The sequence below is a fragment of the Methylophilus sp. DMC16 genome (assembly GCF_056314045.1).
In genome coordinates this window covers 60,621-79,726 of sequence record NZ_JBQUZC010000001.1, presented here as the reverse complement: position 1 = coordinate 79,726, position 19,106 = coordinate 60,621, and the positions used below count along the sequence as shown (strand labels likewise).

21 protein-coding genes are annotated in these 19,106 nt (G+C 51.7%); 8 read left to right on the top strand and 13 right to left on the bottom strand.

Annotated features, from left to right (window positions below; translation table 11 throughout):
* Window positions 1-349 precede the first annotated feature (349 nt).
* The 8 genes from ACT53D_RS00390 (at window position 350) to ACT53D_RS00355 (ending at window position 7,370) form a co-directional block, all read left to right on the top strand.
* Complete coding sequence (locus ACT53D_RS00390; RefSeq protein WP_476153943.1) at window positions 350-1,048, top strand: GntR family transcriptional regulator; 699 nt, start codon at window positions 350-352, stop codon at window positions 1,046-1,048.
* A 102-nt stretch (window positions 1,049-1,150) separates the two neighbouring features.
* Window positions 1,151-1,363 carry a hypothetical protein gene (locus ACT53D_RS00385; RefSeq protein WP_476153941.1) on the top strand — a complete coding sequence of 71 codons (213 nt, stop codon included), beginning with the start codon at window positions 1,151-1,153 and terminating at the stop codon, window positions 1,361-1,363.
* Between the two features lie 5 nt (window positions 1,364-1,368).
* On the top strand, window positions 1,369-2,718 hold the full coding sequence (locus ACT53D_RS00380; RefSeq protein ID WP_476153939.1) for an AtzE family amidohydrolase: 1,350 nt from the start codon (window positions 1,369-1,371) through the stop codon (window positions 2,716-2,718).
* Window positions 2,719-2,732: 14 nt separating this feature from the next.
* Window positions 2,733-3,101, top strand: coding sequence for an oxalurate catabolism protein HpxZ (gene hpxZ / locus ACT53D_RS00375; protein WP_476153937.1), 369 nt, complete (start codon window positions 2,733-2,735; stop codon window positions 3,099-3,101).
* A 161-nt stretch (window positions 3,102-3,262) separates the two neighbouring features.
* Window positions 3,263-3,970 (top strand): cysteine hydrolase family protein, encoded by a 708-nt coding sequence (locus ACT53D_RS00370; RefSeq protein ID WP_476153935.1) that lies wholly within the window; start codon window positions 3,263-3,265, stop codon window positions 3,968-3,970.
* Window positions 3,971-4,004: 34 nt separating this feature from the next.
* Window positions 4,005-5,567 (top strand): hypothetical protein, encoded by a 1,563-nt coding sequence (locus tag ACT53D_RS00365; RefSeq protein ID WP_275356157.1) that lies wholly within the window; start codon window positions 4,005-4,007, stop codon window positions 5,565-5,567.
* A 43-nt stretch (window positions 5,568-5,610) separates the two neighbouring features.
* Window positions 5,611-6,939 carry an allophanate hydrolase gene (gene atzF / locus ACT53D_RS00360; RefSeq protein WP_476153933.1) on the top strand — a complete coding sequence of 443 codons (1,329 nt, stop codon included), beginning with the start codon at window positions 5,611-5,613 and terminating at the stop codon, window positions 6,937-6,939.
* On the top strand, window positions 6,936-7,370 hold the full coding sequence (locus ACT53D_RS00355) for an allophanate hydrolase-related protein (protein ID WP_476153931.1): 435 nt from the start codon (window positions 6,936-6,938) through the stop codon (window positions 7,368-7,370). The genes atzF and ACT53D_RS00355 overlap by 4 nt, the downstream gene beginning before the upstream one ends.
* A 107-nt stretch (window positions 7,371-7,477) precedes the next feature.
* On the opposite strand, the gene ACT53D_RS00350 is transcribed toward ACT53D_RS00355, so the two are convergent.
* From ACT53D_RS00350 to ACT53D_RS00290, 13 genes are all read right to left on the bottom strand, one after another.
* Window positions 7,478-7,696 carry a hypothetical protein gene (locus ACT53D_RS00350; protein WP_194748551.1) on the bottom strand — a complete coding sequence of 73 codons (219 nt, stop codon included), beginning with the start codon at window positions 7,694-7,696 and terminating at the stop codon, window positions 7,478-7,480.
* Between the two features lie 138 nt (window positions 7,697-7,834).
* Complete coding sequence (locus ACT53D_RS00345) at window positions 7,835-8,038, bottom strand: hypothetical protein (protein ID WP_194748552.1); 204 nt, start codon at window positions 8,036-8,038, stop codon at window positions 7,835-7,837.
* Between the two features lie 116 nt (window positions 8,039-8,154).
* Complete coding sequence (locus tag ACT53D_RS00340; RefSeq protein WP_476153929.1) at window positions 8,155-8,319, bottom strand: cupin domain-containing protein; 165 nt, start codon at window positions 8,317-8,319, stop codon at window positions 8,155-8,157.
* Between the two features lie 364 nt (window positions 8,320-8,683).
* Window positions 8,684-8,854, bottom strand: coding sequence for a CsbD family protein (locus ACT53D_RS00335; protein WP_379074951.1), 171 nt, complete (start codon window positions 8,852-8,854; stop codon window positions 8,684-8,686).
* 52 nt (window positions 8,855-8,906) lie between these two features.
* Window positions 8,907-9,092 (bottom strand): hypothetical protein, encoded by a 186-nt coding sequence (locus ACT53D_RS00330; protein WP_379074948.1) that lies wholly within the window; start codon window positions 9,090-9,092, stop codon window positions 8,907-8,909.
* 3 nt (window positions 9,093-9,095) lie between these two features.
* The gene (locus tag ACT53D_RS00325) at window positions 9,096-9,797 is read right to left on the bottom strand and encodes a helix-turn-helix transcriptional regulator (RefSeq protein WP_379074945.1); all 702 of its coding nucleotides are present in this window, start codon (window positions 9,795-9,797) and stop codon (window positions 9,096-9,098) included.
* Between the two features lie 2 nt (window positions 9,798-9,799).
* Window positions 9,800-10,732, bottom strand: a complete 933-nt coding sequence (locus ACT53D_RS00320; RefSeq protein ID WP_476153926.1) for an NAD(P)-dependent alcohol dehydrogenase — start codon at window positions 10,730-10,732, stop codon at window positions 9,800-9,802.
* 546 nt (window positions 10,733-11,278) lie between these two features.
* Window positions 11,279-12,655: a multicopper oxidase family protein gene (locus ACT53D_RS00315; RefSeq protein ID WP_476153924.1), complete on the bottom strand. Its 1,377-nt coding sequence runs from the start codon at window positions 12,653-12,655 to the stop codon at window positions 11,279-11,281.
* A gap of 10 nt (window positions 12,656-12,665) precedes the next feature.
* Entirely contained in the window at window positions 12,666-14,045 is a 1,380-nt protein-coding gene (locus ACT53D_RS00310) for a TolC family protein (protein ID WP_476153922.1), read from the bottom strand.
* On the bottom strand, window positions 14,035-15,261 hold the full coding sequence (locus ACT53D_RS00305; RefSeq protein ID WP_476153920.1) for a DUF2231 domain-containing protein: 1,227 nt from the start codon (window positions 15,259-15,261) through the stop codon (window positions 14,035-14,037). Before ACT53D_RS00305 ends, ACT53D_RS00310 begins: the two co-directional genes overlap by 11 nt.
* A 569-nt stretch (window positions 15,262-15,830) precedes the next feature.
* Window positions 15,831-16,244: a Cu(I)-responsive transcriptional regulator gene (gene cueR, locus ACT53D_RS00300; protein WP_275356166.1), complete on the bottom strand. Its 414-nt coding sequence runs from the start codon at window positions 16,242-16,244 to the stop codon at window positions 15,831-15,833.
* A 60-nt stretch (window positions 16,245-16,304) separates the two neighbouring features.
* Complete coding sequence (locus tag ACT53D_RS00295) at window positions 16,305-16,499, bottom strand: heavy-metal-associated domain-containing protein (RefSeq protein WP_343223966.1); 195 nt, start codon at window positions 16,497-16,499, stop codon at window positions 16,305-16,307.
* Between the two features lie 77 nt (window positions 16,500-16,576).
* The gene (locus ACT53D_RS00290) at window positions 16,577-19,063 is read right to left on the bottom strand and encodes a heavy metal translocating P-type ATPase (protein WP_476153917.1); all 2,487 of its coding nucleotides are present in this window, start codon (window positions 19,061-19,063) and stop codon (window positions 16,577-16,579) included.
* Window positions 19,064-19,106: the final 43 nt, after the last annotated feature.

Genomic DNA, 19,106 nt, shown 5'->3' with positions numbered 1-19,106 from the left:
CATCCTGCGCGGCAACTGCTTTTGCCATGCTGGACACGACTTGCTATGTTTATTTACCGAAGATTTCGTATCACGAATGTCCGGTTTTTTTGAGAATCAGGCAACAAGCGATGCAACCCTGGCCATCGAAGCCGTTGCAATCAGCACTGTTCCCTTGATGAATGACCAAACCCGAATTAACGCCTGTCATTATAAAAGCGATGCCCGCATTTACTCATAGCCCAATCGGACTATTCAAGCCAGGTGCACGTAAAATGCAGGCGTAGTGACCACGCATACGTAGTGTAACGGTTGCCGAAAGGCCATTATCCAAGTATCTTTAATCGCATCCCCAGTCAGATTCAAGGTCATGATCAAAAAAGAAAAACCTGCAAAAAGCTCTACTGTCGACGCTTTGTATAGCCAGCTCAAGCAAAAAATTATTTCTTTTGAGCTCTATCCGGGCACGCGCATTACCGAACTGGCGCTGGCAGAGATGTTTGGTGTCAGCCGCACGCCGATCCGGCAGGCGTTGCAACGGCTGGAAATAGAGGGTTTTTTGAGCATACGTCCCAAGCAGGGTTGCTTTATCCGTGAGCTGGATGTGACCGAACTGATGGAGTATTACGAGGCACGCATCGCTCTGGAGTTGCTCATCGTCGAATCTGCGGTCAACGCCATGAGTGACAAGCAAGTGGAGCAGATGATGGCACTGTGGCAGCCGGAGAAGCATGATGCGGAATTACAGATGGGTATAGACCTTGGTGAAAAAGATGAGTCTTTTCATGTCGGGCTGGCCCTGGCCAGTGACAAACCGGTGCTGGCCTCGATTTTAAAAAACATTAACCACCGCATCCGCGTCATTCGTCGCCTGGACCTGAACGCTGACAATCGCAGCCAACGCACCTATAAAGAGCATTATGAGATACTGCAGCTCATTAAAGAGCGCGACACGACCAAGGCCAAACAAGCCATGAAGCGACATATCCAGCGCAGTCGAGAATTCGCTAAAACCCTGACGCTGACTGCCTTGGCACGGCAAAAGTTCTTATCCACCCCCTCTGCCTGACCGCCTGAAACCCACCCAGTCCGCCGCACTGGTACGGCACTTGCTTGGCTTTTGTTGTATACAATATTGCATATCAAAAAAAACCTCACCAAGGAGTTTGCTTTGTTACACGCCATGCTGCAAGACACCGAAATCACACCGGCATTTGTTGCCAGCCAATTGCAATTACAGGGTATCACGCTTGACGAACAGGACCTGCTGCAAACCACGCAACATTACCGCTTGCTATTCAGCCATGCCGAACGTGTCATGAGTTGGCCGCTGGACGAGCACATTGAGCCCGCACCAGAGTTTCGCCCACAGGCAGAGAGCTAAGCGCCATGGATGGAAGTCAGAATGCAATCGACATTGCCAACGCAATCCGCCTGGGAACCGTCTCGGCCCTGCGCGTGACCGAGGCGGCGCTGGCCGACATTGCGCGCCATGATGGCCGCTACAACAGCTTTACCACCGTAACTGCGGGGCGTGCGTTGCAAGAGGCCGCGGCCGTGGATGCGGCACGTGCCCGTGGCGAACTGCTGCCACCCCTGGCGGGCGTGCCGTATGCGGTGAAAAACCTGTTTGATATTGCAGGGTTGCCTACCCTGGCCGGGGCCAAAATCAACCAAAGTCATGCCCCCGCCAGCACTGATGCGCAGCTGGTGCAGGCCATGCAAAGAGCGGGAGCCATCTTGCTCGGCGCGCTCAATATGGATGAGTATGCCTATGGCTTCACCACAGAAAACCACCATTTTGGCCCCACCCGCAATCCGCATGACCCGACACGTAGCGCTGGCGGCTCTTCTGGCGGCTCAGCTGCCGCCGTCGCTGCCGGGCTGGTGCCGCTTACGCTGGGCTCTGATACCAATGGCTCTGTGCGTGTCCCGTCTTCCATGTGCGGTTTGTTTGGCTTGAAACCAACCTATGGCGCCCTCTCCTTACAAGGCATGTTTCCGTTTGTGCACAGTTTTGATCATGCCGGGATTTTTGCGCGCTCCGCGCAAGACTTGTCGCTTTGCTTTGACGTGCTGCAAGGCAACCCCAGCGCGGACTCAACGCCACGATTAGTCTCAGACACGCCACGCCTCGCCCGCCTGGGCGGCTATTTTGAGCAAGGCGATGCGCAAGCACAGGCTGCCGTCGCCGCCGTGTGCAAGGCCTTGCAGGTGACGCAAGTGGTCGAGTTACCCGAAGTGGCGCGCGCCCGCTCAGCCGCCTATCTGATTACCGCCAGTGAGGGCGGCAACCGCCACCTGACCCGCTTGCGCATACAGGCCGCTGACTTTGACCCGCTGACTCGCCCCAGGCTGGCGGCAGGCACCACGCTACCAGCCGCCTGGTATCTGCAGGCACAACGCCTGCGCCGCTGGTTTTTTGAGCAAGCCATGCAAGTGTTTGCGAGCACGGATGTGCTGATTGCACCGGCCACCCCTTGCTGCGCGCAACCGCTGGGGCAAGAAGACATGGTGATCAACGGCAACCGTATGCCGTTGCGACCCAACATGGGCATGTTTACCCAGCCGATTTCGTTTATTGGCTTGCCTGTCGTCGCGGTGCCTGTGCATTTGCCCGGCCAGCTGCCGATTGCGGTACAACTGATAGGTGCGCCCGGCAAGGAGGCGCAGCTGCTGCAACTGGCACACCATTTACAGTCGCTGTCGGTCTGCCAGTCTCCCGTGGTTAGAAACTGATACAGAGGTGACCCATGCTGATTAATCATCCCCCTGTCCTCGCCGAAGTCACAGCGGTATTTGCTGACTACGAACGTGCCCTGGTCAACAATGACGTACAAGCCCTGATCCATTTCTTTTGGCAAAGCCCTCTCGCCGTGCGCTATGGCGCTGCCGAAAACCTGTATGGCTGGGAGCAGATTGTCGCCTTCAGAAAACAACGCACACCCCCGCCGCCACGCACCCTGTTTAATACGGTCATCACCACCTATGGCCATGACTATGCCAACACCAGCACCGAGTTCAGGCGCGACAATGGCACAGGCCGGCAAAGCCAGAGTTGGATACGCACTGAACAAGGCTGGAAAATCGCAGCGGCGCATGTGTCCATGATGCCGGACTAATGCGCTCGCTTGGTGCGAGCCGCACTCTTTTGGCGAACGCTGGCTGATTTTCCGCAGCCAGACCAAGCAGATTAAAAAAGAATTCCCTTGTTTTAAAAGCCTTTTTTCCAACCAGGCATAGACGCAACTCAGGCATGTGATTTGCTTTGTTGTATACATTGATGCATTTTATAAAGTCATTCCAGATGATCTCCACCCTGCAAACAGTCACCGTCGCAGCCACGCCCGAAGCTTTTGTCTTTGATCCTGCACGCACCGTGCTCATGCTCATCGATATGCAACGCGACTTCATTGAAGAAGGGGGCTTTGGGCAAAGTCTGGGCAATGATGTGCGTTTGCTCAAAGCGGCAATTGCCCCCTGCCAGGCCGTGTTGGCGGCGGCCAGGGCGCAAGGCATGCTGGTAATCCATACCCGTGAAGGCCACCGACCAGACATGTCTGACGCCTTTCCAGCCAAAGTGGACCGGGGGGCGCCAAAACTGCGCATCGGCGATCAGGGACCCATGGGGCGTATCCTGATCCGTGGCGAACCGGGGCACGAGATTATCCCGGCGCTGTCACCCATCGCTGGCGAACCCATTATCGACAAGCCTGGCAAAGGCGCCTTTTATGCCACCGACCTCGAACTGCTATTACGCAAGCGCAACATTGAAGCGCTGATTGTCTGTGGCGTGACGACCGAAGTCTGCGTGCATACCACGGTGCGCGAAGCCAATGACCGCGGTTTCCGTTGCCTGATTCCTGGCGATTGTTGCGCCTCATACCACCCCGAATTTCACGCCGTCAGCCTGCGCATGTTTGCCGCCCAAGGCGCGATTTTTGGCTGGGTCACCGATAGCCAGCCACTGGTAGACGCATTGCAAAAATAATCAGGCATCCCGCCATTTGAGGAGAATCCCCATCATGAAAACCGCTTCAGGCATCAAACTCTGGTCACCGGGCGACTGGAACGCGCTCTTTGGTTTTGGCACCAATATTCTGGTCAATCTGCTGGTGCTCACCGGCCTGCTCAGGTTTGTGCTCAAAATGCCGGATGAGATGGTGTTCGGCCGCATCTTGCCGGCCACCGGGCTCATGCTGTTTCTGAGCACCATGTATTACGCCTGGCTCGCCTATCAACTCGCCAGGCAGACCGGTCGCAATGATGTGTGTGCGCTGCCGTCTGGCGTCAGCGTACCGCACATGTTTGTGGTGGTGTTTGTGATCATGTTGCCCATCTCGCTGGCCAGTGGCGACCCGGTCAAAGGCTGGGAGGCCGGACTGGCCTGGGTGTTTATCCAGAGCTTTGTGCTGATGCTGGGCGGCTTTATTGCGCCGGTGATCCGCAAAATCACCCCACGTGCCGCCTTATTGGGCACGCTAGCAGGCGTCTCCGTCGCGTTTATCAGTTTGCGCCCGGCGCTGGAGATGTTCATGACGCCCATGGTAGGCGTGGTCTGCTTCGCCATTATTCTGACCAGCTGGTTTGGCGGCGTGCGCTATTTCAAAGGCATCCCGGCCGGGCTGGTGGCGATTGCCGCCGGGACGCTCATCGCCTGGGGTTCTCACCTGTTCGGGCTCGATTATGCCCACATGAGTCTGAATCACGTCAGCGCCGCCCTTGCCAACTTTGGCTTTTCCATCCCGCTACCCGCCATCAACCATGTGTTTTCCGGCTTTGAATTTTTAGGTGTGATTCTGGTGACCGCCATCCCGTTTGGCATTTATGACCTGGTTGAGGCAATGGACAATGTTGAGAGCGCAGCGGCAGGGGGCGACAGCTTTCCGACAACTAGGGTGTTGACGGCCGACGGCGTGATCAGCCTGATTGGCTGCCTGATGGGCAACCCATTTATCAATGCGGTCTACATCGGCCATCCCGGCTGGAAGGCCATGGGCGGCCGCATCGGCTACTCAGCGGCGACCGGCATCATCGTTTTGCTGCTTTCCTGGCTGGGCATCATCGCCCTCATGGCCTCCTTGATTCCGGTGGTCGCCATTTCGCCTATCTTGCTCTATATCGGCATGCTGATTGGCGCACAAGCGTTTCAAGAAACGCCCAAGAGCCACGCGCCTGCCATTATCCTGGCCTTTTTGCCACATGTTGCGGCCTGGGGGAAACTGCAAATTGACAACGTCCTCGCCGTTGCTGGCACCAATGCCGCCACCTTGGGGCTGGATAAACTCGGCCAGGTGGGCGTGCTCTACCACGGGCTGGAGGTGCTGGGTGGTGGCGCCATTTTAGGCGGCTTGATGCTGGGGGCGATTGCCGCCCTGGTCATAGACCGCAAACTGGCAAAAGCTGCTGGCTTTGCACTGGCAGCGGCGCTGTTTACTTTTTTCGGCCTCATGCATGGCGAGGCGATCGGCATTGGCCAATCGCTGCCGATTGCCGCCAGTTACCTGGTGGTGGCGATCATGCTGTGGCTAAGCAGTAAATATGCGCGCATTGAGGCCTTGCCTACCGGCCTCAGCAGCCAGCACTAACCCCGTGCCAGCCACCCTGACCCACACCGGAGCCCTGCCCCACATGAATTTGAACATTTCGCATCTGAGTGCCGCTTATCGCGCTGGCAGCCTGAAACCCAGCCAGCTGGTCCGGCAGCTGGCAGAAAAAATCCATGCTGAGGATACGCACCATGTCTGGATTGACCGGGTCAGCCTGGAAGAGATGCTGATCTACGCCTGCCAACTGGAGGCGATGGACCCGACCAGCCTGCCTTTGTACGGCATCCCGTTTGCCATCAAAGATAATATCGACCTGGCCGGATATCCGACCACGGCCGCTTGCCCGGACTTTGCCTACACGGCCGACCAACATGCCACGGTGGTCAAAAAACTGATTGCCGCGGGCGCGATCCCGGTCGGCAAAACCAATCTGGATCAATTTGCCACCGGCCTGGTCGGCGTACGCTCGCCGTATGGCGCATGCAAAAACAGCATTGATCCTGACTACATTTCCGGCGGCTCCAGTTCGGGTTCTGCCGTGGCAGTTGCGCTGGGCATGGCCAGTTTTAGCCTGGGCACAGACACGGCAGGTTCTGGACGGATCCCGGCTGCGTTTAACAATCTGGTTGGCATCAAACCGACCTGCGGCCTGCTTAGCACGCATGGGGTGGTGCCGGCCTGCCGTTCACTCGATTGCGTCTCTATTTTTGCAGGTACCGCCGAAGAGGCACACGCCGTGTTGCAAGTCGCGCAAGGAGAAGACCACGAGGATGCCTATTCACGGCGGGCACCCGCGCAGGCCGTGCACACTTATCCACCCCGCTTTCGCTTTGGCGTGCCCCGGACTGAGCAACTGAATTTTTTTGGCAACCCCGAGACGCCCGCGTTGTTTGCCCAAACCATACAAACACTGACCGCGATAGGCGGGCAAGCCGTCGAAATAGATTTTTCGGTGTTTCTCAACACGGCGCGCTTGCTTTATGAGGGCGCCATCGTCGCCGAGCGCTATGCCGCCATCCGGCCCTTTATTGAATCACACGCAGAGGCCATGCACCCGGTGACGCGTAGCATCATTCAGGGGGCCAGCAAATTCAGTGCGGCCGACGCCTATGCCACGCTATACCAGCTCAAAGCCAACCAGGCGCAGGCCCAGCAATGCTGGGATGAGGTTGACCTGCTGGTCACGCCGACGGCAGGCACGATTTACACCATACAAGAAGTGGAACAGGACCCGATCCAGGCCAATAGCAACCTGGGCTATTACACCAACTTTATGAACCTGCTGGATTTGTCTGCTATCGCCCTACCGGCTGGATTCCAGCACAACGGCCTGCCGTTTGGCATTACGCTCTGCGCCCCCGCCTTTCACGACCAGGCACTGGCTGACCTCGCGCAACGCCTGGGACGATGAGCCCACAAAAACACAAGAAAACCCGCATGTCCATGATAGAAGTCGCCGTCTGCGGCGCGCATATGCAAGGCCTGCCACTCAACCCGCAACTGCAGGCATTGCAGGCCACTTTTGTACGCGCCACCCATACCTCGGCCGACTACAAACTCTACCACCTGGCCGGCTTTCACCCACCGCGCCCCGGCCTGGTCAGAGTCAATACGGACGGCAGCGCAATCGCCCTGGAGGTTTGGCAGCTGCCGCTGGAGAACTACGGCAAACTGGTTGCCAGCGTCCCGGCCCCGCTCGGCTTTGGCACCCTTACGCTGCAAGATGGCCAACAAGTGGCTGGCTTTTTGTGTGAAGCCTACGCCAGCGCAACCGCAACGGATATCTCGGGCTTTGGCGGCTGGCGGGCTTATCTGCATGCACAAAGCCAGGGGCAGCAATAAATAGCGCCCGCCTCCAGGCCGCATGAAAAACCAATTCATTTTTCATCTGGTCGTAACGGTGAATCAGTGCAGATCAAGCCATTGATTTAACTGGGAGATTGGCACACTCAATGTTCTTTTGCCATTGACTGATGGCATTCGTCGGGCGCTGCTCGAGCAGTCCGTGCCTGTGGCTCTATCCAGGTAATGTGCGCGCCGCTGGTGTGCGCAATCTGATCCAGTTGCGCGATCTCGTGTGCGGAGCGTTGCCGGCGGTTAAGCTTGAAGCCCAATCCGGCCTTCAAGATGCGGATTAACTGTGTGGTGGGCTGATGATCAAAGCGCATGGCATGGGCCTTTCATAAGCGCGTGCATAAACATAAGCAGTATCCGTCGTATCGCCAGTTGGCCGCATACGGAGACACCAGCGTCAGCAATCCCGCCTAAGCGGGATTGTTGCGGTCAGCATTGCATAAATGCCTGACTCATTTTTCATGGCAATTGCAGGCAGACTGTGTTTTCTGCTGGGCCGAGTTGCAGGCTTCCATCGCTTTTTTTGCACTTTCTTTGGCTTCTGAAACATTATTTTTATGATAGCTCTCTGATGCATTCAGATGATGTTTGGCGGCCGCTTCATGATCAGTCGCTGCTTGTTGATGTAATCCACTGGCTTGATTGGAAATTGACATGGCGTAAATCCTTTATGTGGTCGGTCTGTGTCTGGCCGTTGGAAATTCAACAGCCAGTCTTTGCAGTCTAGCGGGCACGCAAGGGGCTGTTTGTTCGCTAGCCAACACGGTCTAGCTTATTCAGTCGTGACCCCGTCAAAGGGCTGCTTAGAGACATCTGCATACACGCGCAGAGGACAGACGGTGCCATCTTGATGACTGGGTGGCGAGTAGAGGCTGTGTAGTTTCAAGTCCAGTTTGCCCGTATTGATCAGGTGATGATGGCCCCCGGCTGGCACCATGATCGCGTATCCTTGTTCAACTTCTGCGGTGAAGCCATGGATGATGATGTGCCCCCTTTTACACGCGTAAAAACTGGTCTTGCATCTATCCTTCAAAGCCGGTTTCCTCGCCCGGTTTGAGTGAGACGAGAAGCAACTGGCCATACTGTCCTGTGTATACCACCCGCCTGCAGTCTGTATTCATCCTGAAATCCGTATTCATCAAAGTGACTTGATAAAAATTCTGGATATATCCATGCATCACGGCTTCCTAAGCGCGGCGTCATGCCACAGAGGGTGCGGAAGCGGTCGCCGAACTGGCCCACTTCAGGAGGCAGATCACGAACAGGTGGCCTTTACCAGTTGAAAGACCAGGGCATGCGGTTCAATGGTGCTTGATCTCCTGTACCGACTGGGCAAACGCATTGATTTGCTGATTGGCCTCTTGCTTGTTGATGCCGTAAATTTGCTGCAGCTTTTCCAGGAGAATCTCGCGCTTGCCCGCAATGTCATAAATATTGTCCTGGGTCAGGCGCCCCCATTTGCCGAGAATCACCGTTTCCAGCGCCTTCTAGTCCGCTTGTATCTCGCTCCATTCCATACTCGCTCTAGACTTTATCCAGCATGAATAGGCGATACACCTCGATTTGAGACTTCAGAATGGGGCGCTGAGCGATGGAGCTCGCAATAAACAAGGTTGACATACTGCGCGAGGAGATAATGTCCCGGCAGTAATCAACCACCATTGACACAACACTCAAGGCGCGCTCGATGCGCACACTTAAGCCAAGCATGTGTTATTCAATATACTGATTTTTGTCGGTACTTTGGCAGACGCTATTACGCCACTCTTTTGACAAGTGGCGTCGATTGCCAGGATAGTGATCTTCAAGCTCACTGATCTCCACAATACGATCCACGAGAAAGATTCTAAATGCCTGATGTAACTCGCACCAGGCGGCAATGGACCAACGCGAATCGACGAACCCTAAAATAAGCGGCCAGATCACATACGCCAAAGTGTCACCCGTTTTGTTGATATAGGCCACTTTGAGTTTTTTTTGCTCGCGCATGGCATAACGCACTACACCTGAATCAAAATCTACGACAAATGGTCTTTCGCCGACATAAAGCATGTCATCCTCCATGAATAGTTTCATGTCTGCAGGAATGACTGCTCCAATCTTTGCCAGTGCATTTTGAGCCCCAAGCGCGAGCGCTTGATCTGTTTGTTGACTCACCCATTGCGCGCCTGCGACCAAAGCTTGCAATTCGTCTTCATTGAATGTCATCGGTGGCAGCAAAAATCCAGGCTTTAACATGTACCCTACGCCTGCTGCGCCATCAATTTTGGCACCCATGGCCTGCAACGTAGCAATATCACGGCGAATCGTTCGCAACGAGACATTGGTTTCTTGCGCCAGCATTGCGCCGGAAACACTCCCGCGATGTCGACGCAACACTTGCATCAGTTCGTTGAGGCGATGGCTACGAGACATTGTTACTCCATGGCGATAACACCTTTGCCCCCTATTTTGAGTCCACCCTCAATTTCACTCATCAGATTTGCACCATCAATGAGCGATACGATTCTGCCAATCGGTAATTGGAGCTTTCCGAGTTCCGCCGCTTTTGCGACCTTGCCCAAAGTATACTCGCTCGGACTGCCTATCAGCACCTGATAGTTTTTCGAGAAAATCGCCCGCAGGAATTTCATTGGTTTCGGGTCAAGGTCAAGAAATACACCATTTTTCTTGAGCAGCTTCATCCCTGTGCTTGCGGAAATGGTTGTTGAGGTATCGTAGACAATATCGAACTTTTGCGTCAGGGCATGCAAATCCACTTTTCGATAGTCGTACACATGGGCTAATCCCATTTTTTGCATTTTTTCCATGTCTTCACGGCGGCAGCTGCCAGAGACGATGGCCCCCAGCATCTGCGCGATCTGAATCGTTGCTATCCCAACAGCCCCGGCACAACCGTTCACAAATACATGTTGACCAGCCCTCAGGCGGGATTTCTCCACTAACCCTCTCCAAGCCATAATGCCAGGCGTCGCCAAACAGGCTGCATCCTCAAACGAGACTGTATCCGGTTTGTGTGTCACAAAGGACTCATTGGTGACTAGCATCTCGCCGAACGCGCCGGCCTGTTTCAGTCGTGCCATGCCAAACACATGGTCGCCTGGAGCAAAGCGTGTCACCCCTCTACCAGTTGAAATCACCGTCCCCGAGAAGTCCAAACCCATTGCCCGAGGGAAGGTGTTTCCGGTCAGGATTTTCATCGTGCCATTGCGTAACTTCCAGTCGATGGGGTTGATTGCAGCATATTTCACCTTCACAAGCAGCTGGCCCTTGCCGGGAGCTTCCACTTCAAACTCCTCCAGGCGCATCATACTTGCCCCGCCATATTGATGGTACTGAATGCGCTTCATGCGGACACGCTTTGTTTCTGGATAGTTATACACTTGTTCATATTCATTTCGATGGAGTATTGAAATGCTTACTATAAACAGTGCACATGCCAGATTTTGTCACCATCTTCATCCAGACACATCCAACGTTCTGTCGTTAGTTATTCGAGTCAAGATTCAGCAGCTTTTTTGAAATTAACTTGAGAGATAACTCAGGGATTGGTATTCGCAGCGTAACTGCCCCAGCCAGAATGACACAGGGGTCTGATTTTGCACGAAATCAATACATGCGTGAGATGAGAACCCCTCAATGAAAAAAGGGTTACGATCCTCGCAACCCTTTTTTAGGCCAACATGCGTGTGACTGACGAAGTCAAACGCATGTGCATGATCGTTGAGCATCTACACTGTTTGTGTCGTCTGCAATTTAACTCAAAACTTAACATCAATATAAATCAAAGACTTAGAAAAAGTCTTGTAAAGCCCTAATTCAAGCCATATGCAACTTAAGTTGAAAGTTAGCAGAGTGCATCCCGTTTTTATTAATGCATTGGAGTAGGTCATCTATTAGTGACCAGAATGGTTAGTTGGCTTTCTTACATTAACCTCTGCTTCACTTTCAAAATGAGAATTCTGACGCTGGATCTTAGTTGTATCCACCTCGATTGCATGTGCAACCGAGCCACTTGGGTGCTTGTAGTCGCCAGGATTTTGATAATCATTCTTCGCAAGCCCCTCCCGGACCTTGACAGTGGTAAACATGCCGCCCATTTCCAATGAGCCGTATTGTCCATTACCCATCATCATGGGCAATGTGTTTTTCGGCAAGGGCATCTCCATCATTTCGTTCATTTCAGACATCCCCGTCTCCCCCATAGGCATGTAATCGGGCACGAGATTGGTGATTTTCTTCATGAGGTCACTTTGCTTGACGCCTATCATGGTTGGAAAGTCGTGGCCCATGGCATTCATGGTGTGATGACTCTTATGACAATGGAATGCCCAATCACCAGGCTCATTAGCCACAAATTCAATTGCACGCATTTGACCAACGGCTATGTCGGTAGTCACTTCCGGCCAGCGTGCCGTTTTTGGCACCCAACCGCCGTCGGTACCGGTGACTTCAAACTCGTGACCATGCAGATGGATAGGGTGATTGGTCATGGTGAGATTGCCGACGCGGATGCGCACGCGGTCATCTTTACGCACGACAATCGGGTCTATGCCTGGGAACGCCCGGCTGTTCCAGGTCCATAAGTTGAAATCGAGCATAGTATTTACCTTGGGCGTAAAACTGCCCGGCTCAATGTCGTAGGCATTTAGCAAAAACACAAAATCACGGTCCACCGGCATGAATTTTGGGTTCTTGGGGTGCGTGATCCAGCTGCCCATCATGCCCATAGCCATTTGCAACATTTCGTCCGCGTGGGGATGATACATAAAAGTGCCCGGCCGCTTGGCCTGAAATTCATATACAAAGGTTTTACCGGGCTCAATCGCAGGTTGAGTGAGACCACTCACCCCATCCATGCCATTAGGCAAACGCTGGCCATGCCAATGCACACTGGTTTTTTCAGGCAGGCGATTGGTCACAAAAATACGCACGCGATCTCCCTCAACCACCTCAATTGTCGGCCCAGGACTTTGCCCGTTGTAGCCCCAAAGATTTGCTTTCATGCCTGGCGCAATTTCTCTCACCACAGGTTCTGCAACAAGGTGAAACTCCTTGACACCATTGTTCATCTTCCAAGGAAGGCTCCAGCCATTCAAAGTAACTACCGGTTGATACGGGCGCCCTGTACCAGGATAAAGCGGCTCTTGTGTGTTTGCCACCTCAGAGGTGATGATTTCCGGAATAGCACCTAATGCAACCTTGCTAACAGCACTAACGGCAACGCCAGCCATGCCTAAACCAGCATATTTAAAAAAGTTTCTTCTATCCATTGTTGTCATCTTATTGACCTTCCATCAAACGAGGACTGGCGACTAAAGTAGCTTGCAATTCTGCATCAGCTAACCAAAAGTCGCGTAATGATTCGATATAGCCTTTTACGCTTTGTACTTGCGCTCTGGCATCGCCAAATAATTCAAATGGGCTTGTGAGCATGCCGTTATAGCGCAGTTGATCCTCGTACAATATGCGTTTGCGTAATGGCACAATCTCATCGCGAATGTGACGAGTGACATCATGTTTGGTGCGATAGGTGTTATACCGTTCTCGTATCTCAGATTGCGCATTGGTCACCAACTGAGCAGTTTCCTGTACCGACTGCATGTAAATTGACTCCGCCCGTGGCACCTTGGCCTGGCCCCAGTCAAACAACGGTATCTCGAAAGCGATATCGATACCTTTCTTATAAGGCTCACTTCTTCTGCCCTCCAATACTCGTGCCGGGCCTAACTCAATCACATTGATGAATCGTGTGGTTTTGGTGAGTCCTAGCTGCTTAGCCAAAGCGTCCATTTCAGAGCGCTTAACCAGCAGGTCCAATCGTTGTTCATAGGCATTTTGTTCAAAGGCCTGTAACTCTGAAAGAGACTTAGGCAGATCAGGTAACCGAGGTTGGATTGTGAGTTGTGACGCTTTCACACCTAATTGCCTGGCCAAAGCCTCATATGCCCTAACTTCAGCATTCTTTGCATTAGCATATTCAAGTGCGGCATCGGCATAGAAGCTTTGCTCACGTGACTGCTCCAAGCGATTCCAGTTGCCGGTTTCATGCAGTCGTTTAGCCAACTCAGCACTGGCTTCTGCAGACTCTTTCACTTGTGCGCTATATTTAGCCAATTCCGTAGCGGCAACCGCATTAAAATAAGCGGTACGTGTCTGATAGGCGAGTTTTAGGACTTCAATGGCGGTAGATGCTTGTGTCTGCGCAAAACGTCTTTTTTCAACTTCTACCGCTTTAGGCATGGTGATCAATGAGAAGACGTTGAACGTGAATGCCTGCTCGATCTTATACTCACCACCATCACGCGCATAAAGCATAGAGAAACGTGGATTAGGCAATCGGCCTGCCTGTACAAGATCAGCTTCTGAGATGCCCAGCTCGTAGAATGAAGCTTGTAGGCCTTTATTGTTATAAAGCGCCACCTGTACTGCGCCCTCTACATCCAGGGGTTGTGCAAGTAATGCCTGAGTCTTGTCCTGTAGGGACTTTGTAGACGCTTCTGTCTTAGCCCATTCATACGCTTGCTTCAGGTGGGGTTGAGTTTGTTTTTGTACCTCATTCATGCCGCCATCTTTGGAGAAGGACGCGCACCCACCTAATAACAGGCTTACCGCAACAAGAATGGCGCTGCGTGCTCTGAGATTTCCAATATTAGTGCTCATGTGAATCTCCTTCAGAGGATGCATGTTGATGATCTGAATGACTGTCCTGAGCCGGTATTGCTGATTCACTTGCTTCACCATGGTGGTGTCCCGCATGATAATGGCCACCAGATGCAGGCAAAGATAGAACACCAATGCCATGGCGATAGACCACTTCGCCACCCAGCCATGCCGTTATCGCGACAGCCATGGATAGTCCTGCCAGGCAAACTAATACTGGCATTGACATCGGGCTGTCCTGACGCGATTTCGACGAATTCCAGATTGCAACGAGCACTAATCCAACAGCAGTAGGGATTGCCCAGGCTCGATGCAACAACATGGCAGCATGGCCGGCATCATCGTGATTCATGGTTGAGTTGAATGCCAGCCAACCAAAACCAACGGCAGTCACAGCACTCACAGCAGCTAGTATCAATACGTAATATCCTGTGGCGGCCAATGAAGTGGATGATGCAGATTGGCGGCGCAACCGAGCAGCTAGGCCTAAAATAAATGCCACCATCGTCAACGCAATTGGAAAATGTACGACTGCCGGATGCAAATTTGGAATAATTTGGAAACCGGTGTGTTCTGAGGGCATTTCTGATTTAAGGGCTTCTGAAGCCTCATGGATATGGCTTGAGTGATCATCTTCCGCAAGCACACCCTCCGAATTTCCATGCTCATGGGTTATGGATACAGCCTTTTCACCTTCACTTCCTGCATGGTTCATCATTCCATGGTCGTGAGTGTGTGCCGACATTTCAGATGAAGATGATTTGTGATCCATGCTTGCCATGCTGTGGCCCATGTCCTCAGCCTGATTATTCATGTCATGCATTTTGCTATGGTCCATCACCGGCATGCTGTTATGGTCCATGCCTTTCATATTGCCCTGATCCATGGGTGGCATCTGAGACTTTGAGTCATGTAAAGCATGCTTATCGCCATGAGACATACGATGTCCCATCGCTTCATGATGCATTGGTTGATCCGAGGAGTGCTGCATCCCCGGCATTTGATGGCCTTGGTCTGCAATCGAAGAATCTAGCGATTTCCAATCTGTTTGATGGTCATTATTTGTCGGCTTGTAATCATCAAAGGTGGACTGGTATGGCGCAGAGCTTTCTTCCGCAAATGATGCACCAATACCCAATCCTAATGTCATCGCAATAAAGAATAAGTATTGATAGAAAGAGGCAAGCCTGACGCTCTCTAGGGTAGTAAATTTCATATAAACCTCTCATTTAGAATTCCCAATATCCATTGGAAATACATTCTTTCGCCTGCCGCGAGCATGCAAAAGCATAAATGTGCTAGCCAAAGACCTGATAGGACTTTAGCCAATGTACTAAATGAGGGTAAAGCGCGGAGGTCGCTCAGGACCGGTGGATATATGACTCGTGAAATCTGGGACGATAAAACCGATTGCCGTACCTGCAACGATCAAATGATGCTTGAGATAATCACTCGAAGCCGCAAAGGCGAAGCCTGAGCAACAGACTGAACATTTGGAACAATGGTTACAAGCGTGTTTAGTATCATCTGGATGTTTGTGAGCATGACTATCTGCAGCCCCCTCGTGGTGTTCATGGCTATGCCCACTGACACTTTCATGGATGTGCTGGCTTTGTGGCTTCTCACAATTGATCATGCTGACCGCTGCAAATCCCTGCACCGGTAGAATGATTGCAATGAGCCAAATAGTGAAAATCTTAATTAGCTTTCTCACGATGAGCTTATGATAACCCTAAATTAAAAATGATTCAGTGACATACTTAAATTTCTTGTGACGGAAATACCCTATGGGTGGATTTCTTGATTTAGCGCAAGTTGCTCCAGGATCGGACATTCTGGGCGATCATCTCCATGGCAACAATGAACAAGCTTTTCTAGCTCCGACTTAATCGACACCAGGCTTTGAATCTTTTGGTTTAAGGCTTCAACATGGGCGTTTGCCAATTCTTTCACTTTACTACTTGGCCGAAGCGGATCTTGCCATAGGCTTAATAATTCCTCAATTTGCTTGATAGAAAAACCTAAATCACGGGAGTGTCTAATAAAGCTTAGCGTATGGATATCTTTTTCAGAATATTGACGATATCCAGAAAAGGTTCTTGATGCCGCAGGCAACAAGCCAACACTTTCGTAATGCCGGATCATTTTGGTCGATATGCCAGACGCCCTGGCAGCTTGCCCGATGTTAAATAGACTCATTGCTTATGTCCAAATAATAGGTAAAAAAGCCTGCTGATCTAGCTCAGCAGGCAGAGTGAATTATTCACTCGCAGGTGAAAAACCTGCATTTATCAAAGCGGAAACGATCTCGTCTCTTGCAACCATGGTTTCAACATTGACTGTTCTGGTTGGAGGGTCGGCTGCAATGCTTGCTGCCGGATCAACGGCTTTAATGGCACTTGTGACACCTCTTGCACATCCACCACAAGTCATATTCTCAATATGAAATTTCATCATCCACTCCTTCGGCAATGATTGGTCGTCATCATTAGAATAAAGCTTCCAATAATGGCAAGGTAAAGCGATTTAAGTCAATGTGTTGACGATTCGATCATGGGCGGAATGAATGTACGTAAGCGCAAGGCATTCCCTAAAACAAATATACTGGACAAGGCCATCGCACCCGCTGCAAAGATGGGTGAAAGCAACAGTCCCCATACAGGGTAAAGTGCGCCAGCAGCAACCGGAATCAAGGCGGTGTTGTAGGCAAATGCCCAAAACAGGTTTTGATGAATATTGCCTATCGTTGCTTTGGATAGGGCAATCGCATTCGGCACCCCTAGCAAATTACCAGACATCAGAACGACATCTCCAGACTCTATGGCTACATCCGTACCTGTACCGATTGCCAAGCCGACATCCGCCTCTGCCAGTGCCGGCGCATCATTAATACCGTCTCCGACAAATGCAACCTGCCCATACGTCGCTTTTAAACGCCGGATGGCTGCTACTTTACCTTCTGGCATCACCTCGGCAATCACTATATCAATCCCAAGCTGCTGGGCGATTGCGTGTGCGGTTTTGGCATTATCACCAGTAATCATCGCCACTTTGAGCCCAAGCTGGTGAAGCGCTGCAACCGCGCCCGGTGTCGAAGTTTTAATGGGGTCAGCAACGGCAATAATGCCCGCCAGCTGGCCATCAATCGCGGCATATAATGGAGACTTCGCTTCTTTGCCCAATCGTTCTGCTGCCTCCGCAAAAATACTGACATCAAGCCCCAGCTGACGCATAAACCGATCGGCCCCGACTTCGACGAGTGAATCCGCAACCTTGGCTCTCACACCCATGCCGGTCACCGCTTCAAATTCAATTAAATCCGGTAGTGACTGGCCATCCTCAGTCGCAGCAGTGACAATTGCCCGCGCTATCGGGTGTTCGGATTTAGACTCCACGGCACCTATTTTTGCTAGTAACTGGTTACGGTCCAATGTTTCCGCAATTTCCAAATCGGTCAGAACGGGGCGCCCTTCCGTAAGTGTGCCCGTTTTATCCAAGGCAACGACTTTGGCATCTTTAAGCAATTGCAGCGCTTCGCCTTTTCTGAACAAAATACCTAGCTCAGCCCCGCGCCCAGTGCCAACCAAAATAGAAGTGGGTGTCGCCAATCCCATGGCACATGGGCATGCAATGATCAACACTGCGACTGCGTTCACCAGTGCAAAAGTCAATGCCGGTGTAGGTCCAAAAATGATCCAGGAAATAAAGGTGAGTAATGCTACACTCATGACAGCAGGCACAAACCACATCGTCACTTTATCAACCACGGCCTGTATCGGTAGCTTGGAACCTTGGGCTTGCTCAACCAAGCGTATAATTTGTGCCAACATGGTTTGACTACCTACCGCTGTAGCACGCACCGTGAAGACACCCTTTTGATTAATGGTACCGACGACTACAGCACTACCCAAAACCTTTTCCACAGGAATGGGTTCACCCGTAATCATGGATTCATCAACGAAACTGTTACCATTGGTGATTTGACCATCTACCGGCACTCTCTCGCCGGGTCGCACTTCGAGTTCATCATTGAGAAGGACTTCATTGATAGGGATGTCTAACAAACGCCCCTCTCTCATGACATGGGCCTTTTTAACCTGCATTTTTGTGAGGCGTTTGATCGCTTCAGAGGTACGTCCTTTAGCGCGTTCTTCTAAAAACCGACCTAATAGGATCAATACGACGATAACTGCAGCCGCCTCGTAATACACGTTGACCGCTCCCTCGGGTAGTAGCCCTGCAGCAAAGGTCGCTACCACTGAGTACGCGAACGCAGCAGCTGTGCCCACGGCGACGAGTGAGTTCATATCAGGTGTTAACCTGAGGAGCGCCGGAATTCCCTTTTGGTAAAACCGTCTTGCTGGAAAAACCAATACTATCGTTGTTAGTGCAAATTGGATGTACCAGCTATTTTGCATCCCTATAGTATTCATGATTAATTCATGAACAGCGGTTATCAGGTGCGCCCCCATCTCCATCAAAAAAACCGGTAACGTCAATCCTGAAGCGAGAATGAGGTCATCTCTCAACTCAAGAAGTTTTACCTCTTTCTGATTGGAGGCAGCCTCTTGCAACTGAGTGACAGAATTGATGGCTTTTGCTTCGTAACCAATACGCTCAATAGCGGAAATCAGATCGGCCTTCTCGACATAGCCATAAACGGTTGCCCTTTCTGTGGCCAAATTGACTGATGCCTCAGCAACACCAGGTACAGATTTCAATGCTTTTTCAACTCGACCAACACATGAGGCGCACGTCATGCCTATTACATTTAGTTCTATTTTTGATGTTGGGACTTCATACCCAATCTTACGAATTGCTTGAATCAAAGCTGAAAGATCAGTGTCTGCTGATGTTTTAATGTTTGCACGCTCAGTAACAAGGTTAACTGACGCACTTTTTACACCTGGCACTTTGTTTAACGCTGCTTCAACACGGCGGACACAGCTAGCACATGTCATGCCTTGGACAGGAAGGGAGATATCTTGGATAGCATCACTTAACTGTTTTTCAGACATACTTAATGGCCTCGGAAACTGCTTGGTTAAATGTTCATCCAGT

Excerpts from the sequence above, each read along its gene's own strand:
- ACT53D_RS00305 (WP_476153920.1), bottom strand. The coding sequence starts at position 15,261 with ATGAAATTTACTACCCTAGAGAGCGTCAGGCTTGCCTCTTTCTATCAA.
- ACT53D_RS00365 (WP_275356157.1), top strand. The coding sequence starts at position 4,005 with ATGAAAACCGCTTCAGGCATCAAACTCTGGTCACCGGGCGACTGGAAC.
- ACT53D_RS00370 (WP_476153935.1), top strand. The coding sequence starts at position 3,263 with ATGCATTTTATAAAGTCATTCCAGATGATCTCCACCCTGCAAACAGTC.
- ACT53D_RS00325 (WP_379074945.1), bottom strand. The coding sequence starts at position 9,797 with ATGTCTCGTAGCCATCGCCTCAACGAACTGATGCAAGTGTTGCGTCGA.
- ACT53D_RS00345 (WP_194748552.1), bottom strand. The coding sequence starts at position 8,038 with ATGTCAATTTCCAATCAAGCCAGTGGATTACATCAACAAGCAGCGACT.
- ACT53D_RS00310 (WP_476153922.1), bottom strand. The coding sequence starts at position 14,045 with ATGAGCACTAATATTGGAAATCTCAGAGCACGCAGCGCCATTCTTGTT.
- ACT53D_RS00350 (WP_194748551.1), bottom strand. The coding sequence starts at position 7,696 with ATGCGCTTTGATCATCAGCCCACCACACAGTTAATCCGCATCTTGAAG.
- ACT53D_RS00315 (WP_476153924.1), bottom strand. The coding sequence starts at position 12,655 with ATGGATAGAAGAAACTTTTTTAAATATGCTGGTTTAGGCATGGCTGGC.
- ACT53D_RS00290 (WP_476153917.1), bottom strand. The coding sequence starts at position 19,063 with ATGTCTGAAAAACAGTTAAGTGATGCTATCCAAGATATCTCCCTTCCT.
- ACT53D_RS00380 (WP_476153939.1), top strand. The coding sequence starts at position 1,369 with ATGGATGGAAGTCAGAATGCAATCGACATTGCCAACGCAATCCGCCTG.
- ACT53D_RS00320 (WP_476153926.1), bottom strand. The coding sequence starts at position 10,732 with ATGAAGCGCATTCAGTACCATCAATATGGCGGGGCAAGTATGATGCGC.
- cueR (WP_275356166.1), bottom strand. The coding sequence starts at position 16,244 with ATGAGTCTATTTAACATCGGGCAAGCTGCCAGGGCGTCTGGCATATCG.
- hpxZ (WP_476153937.1), top strand. The coding sequence starts at position 2,733 with ATGCTGATTAATCATCCCCCTGTCCTCGCCGAAGTCACAGCGGTATTT.
- ACT53D_RS00390 (WP_476153943.1), top strand. The coding sequence starts at position 350 with ATGATCAAAAAAGAAAAACCTGCAAAAAGCTCTACTGTCGACGCTTTG.
- ACT53D_RS00295 (WP_343223966.1), bottom strand. The coding sequence starts at position 16,499 with ATGAAATTTCATATTGAGAATATGACTTGTGGTGGATGTGCAAGAGGT.
- ACT53D_RS00355 (WP_476153931.1), top strand. The coding sequence starts at position 6,936 with ATGAGCCCACAAAAACACAAGAAAACCCGCATGTCCATGATAGAAGTC.
- ACT53D_RS00330 (WP_379074948.1), bottom strand. The coding sequence starts at position 9,092 with ATGCTTGGCTTAAGTGTGCGCATCGAGCGCGCCTTGAGTGTTGTGTCA.
- ACT53D_RS00340 (WP_476153929.1), bottom strand. The coding sequence starts at position 8,319 with ATGGTGCCAGCCGGGGGCCATCATCACCTGATCAATACGGGCAAACTG.
- atzF (WP_476153933.1), top strand. The coding sequence starts at position 5,611 with ATGAATTTGAACATTTCGCATCTGAGTGCCGCTTATCGCGCTGGCAGC.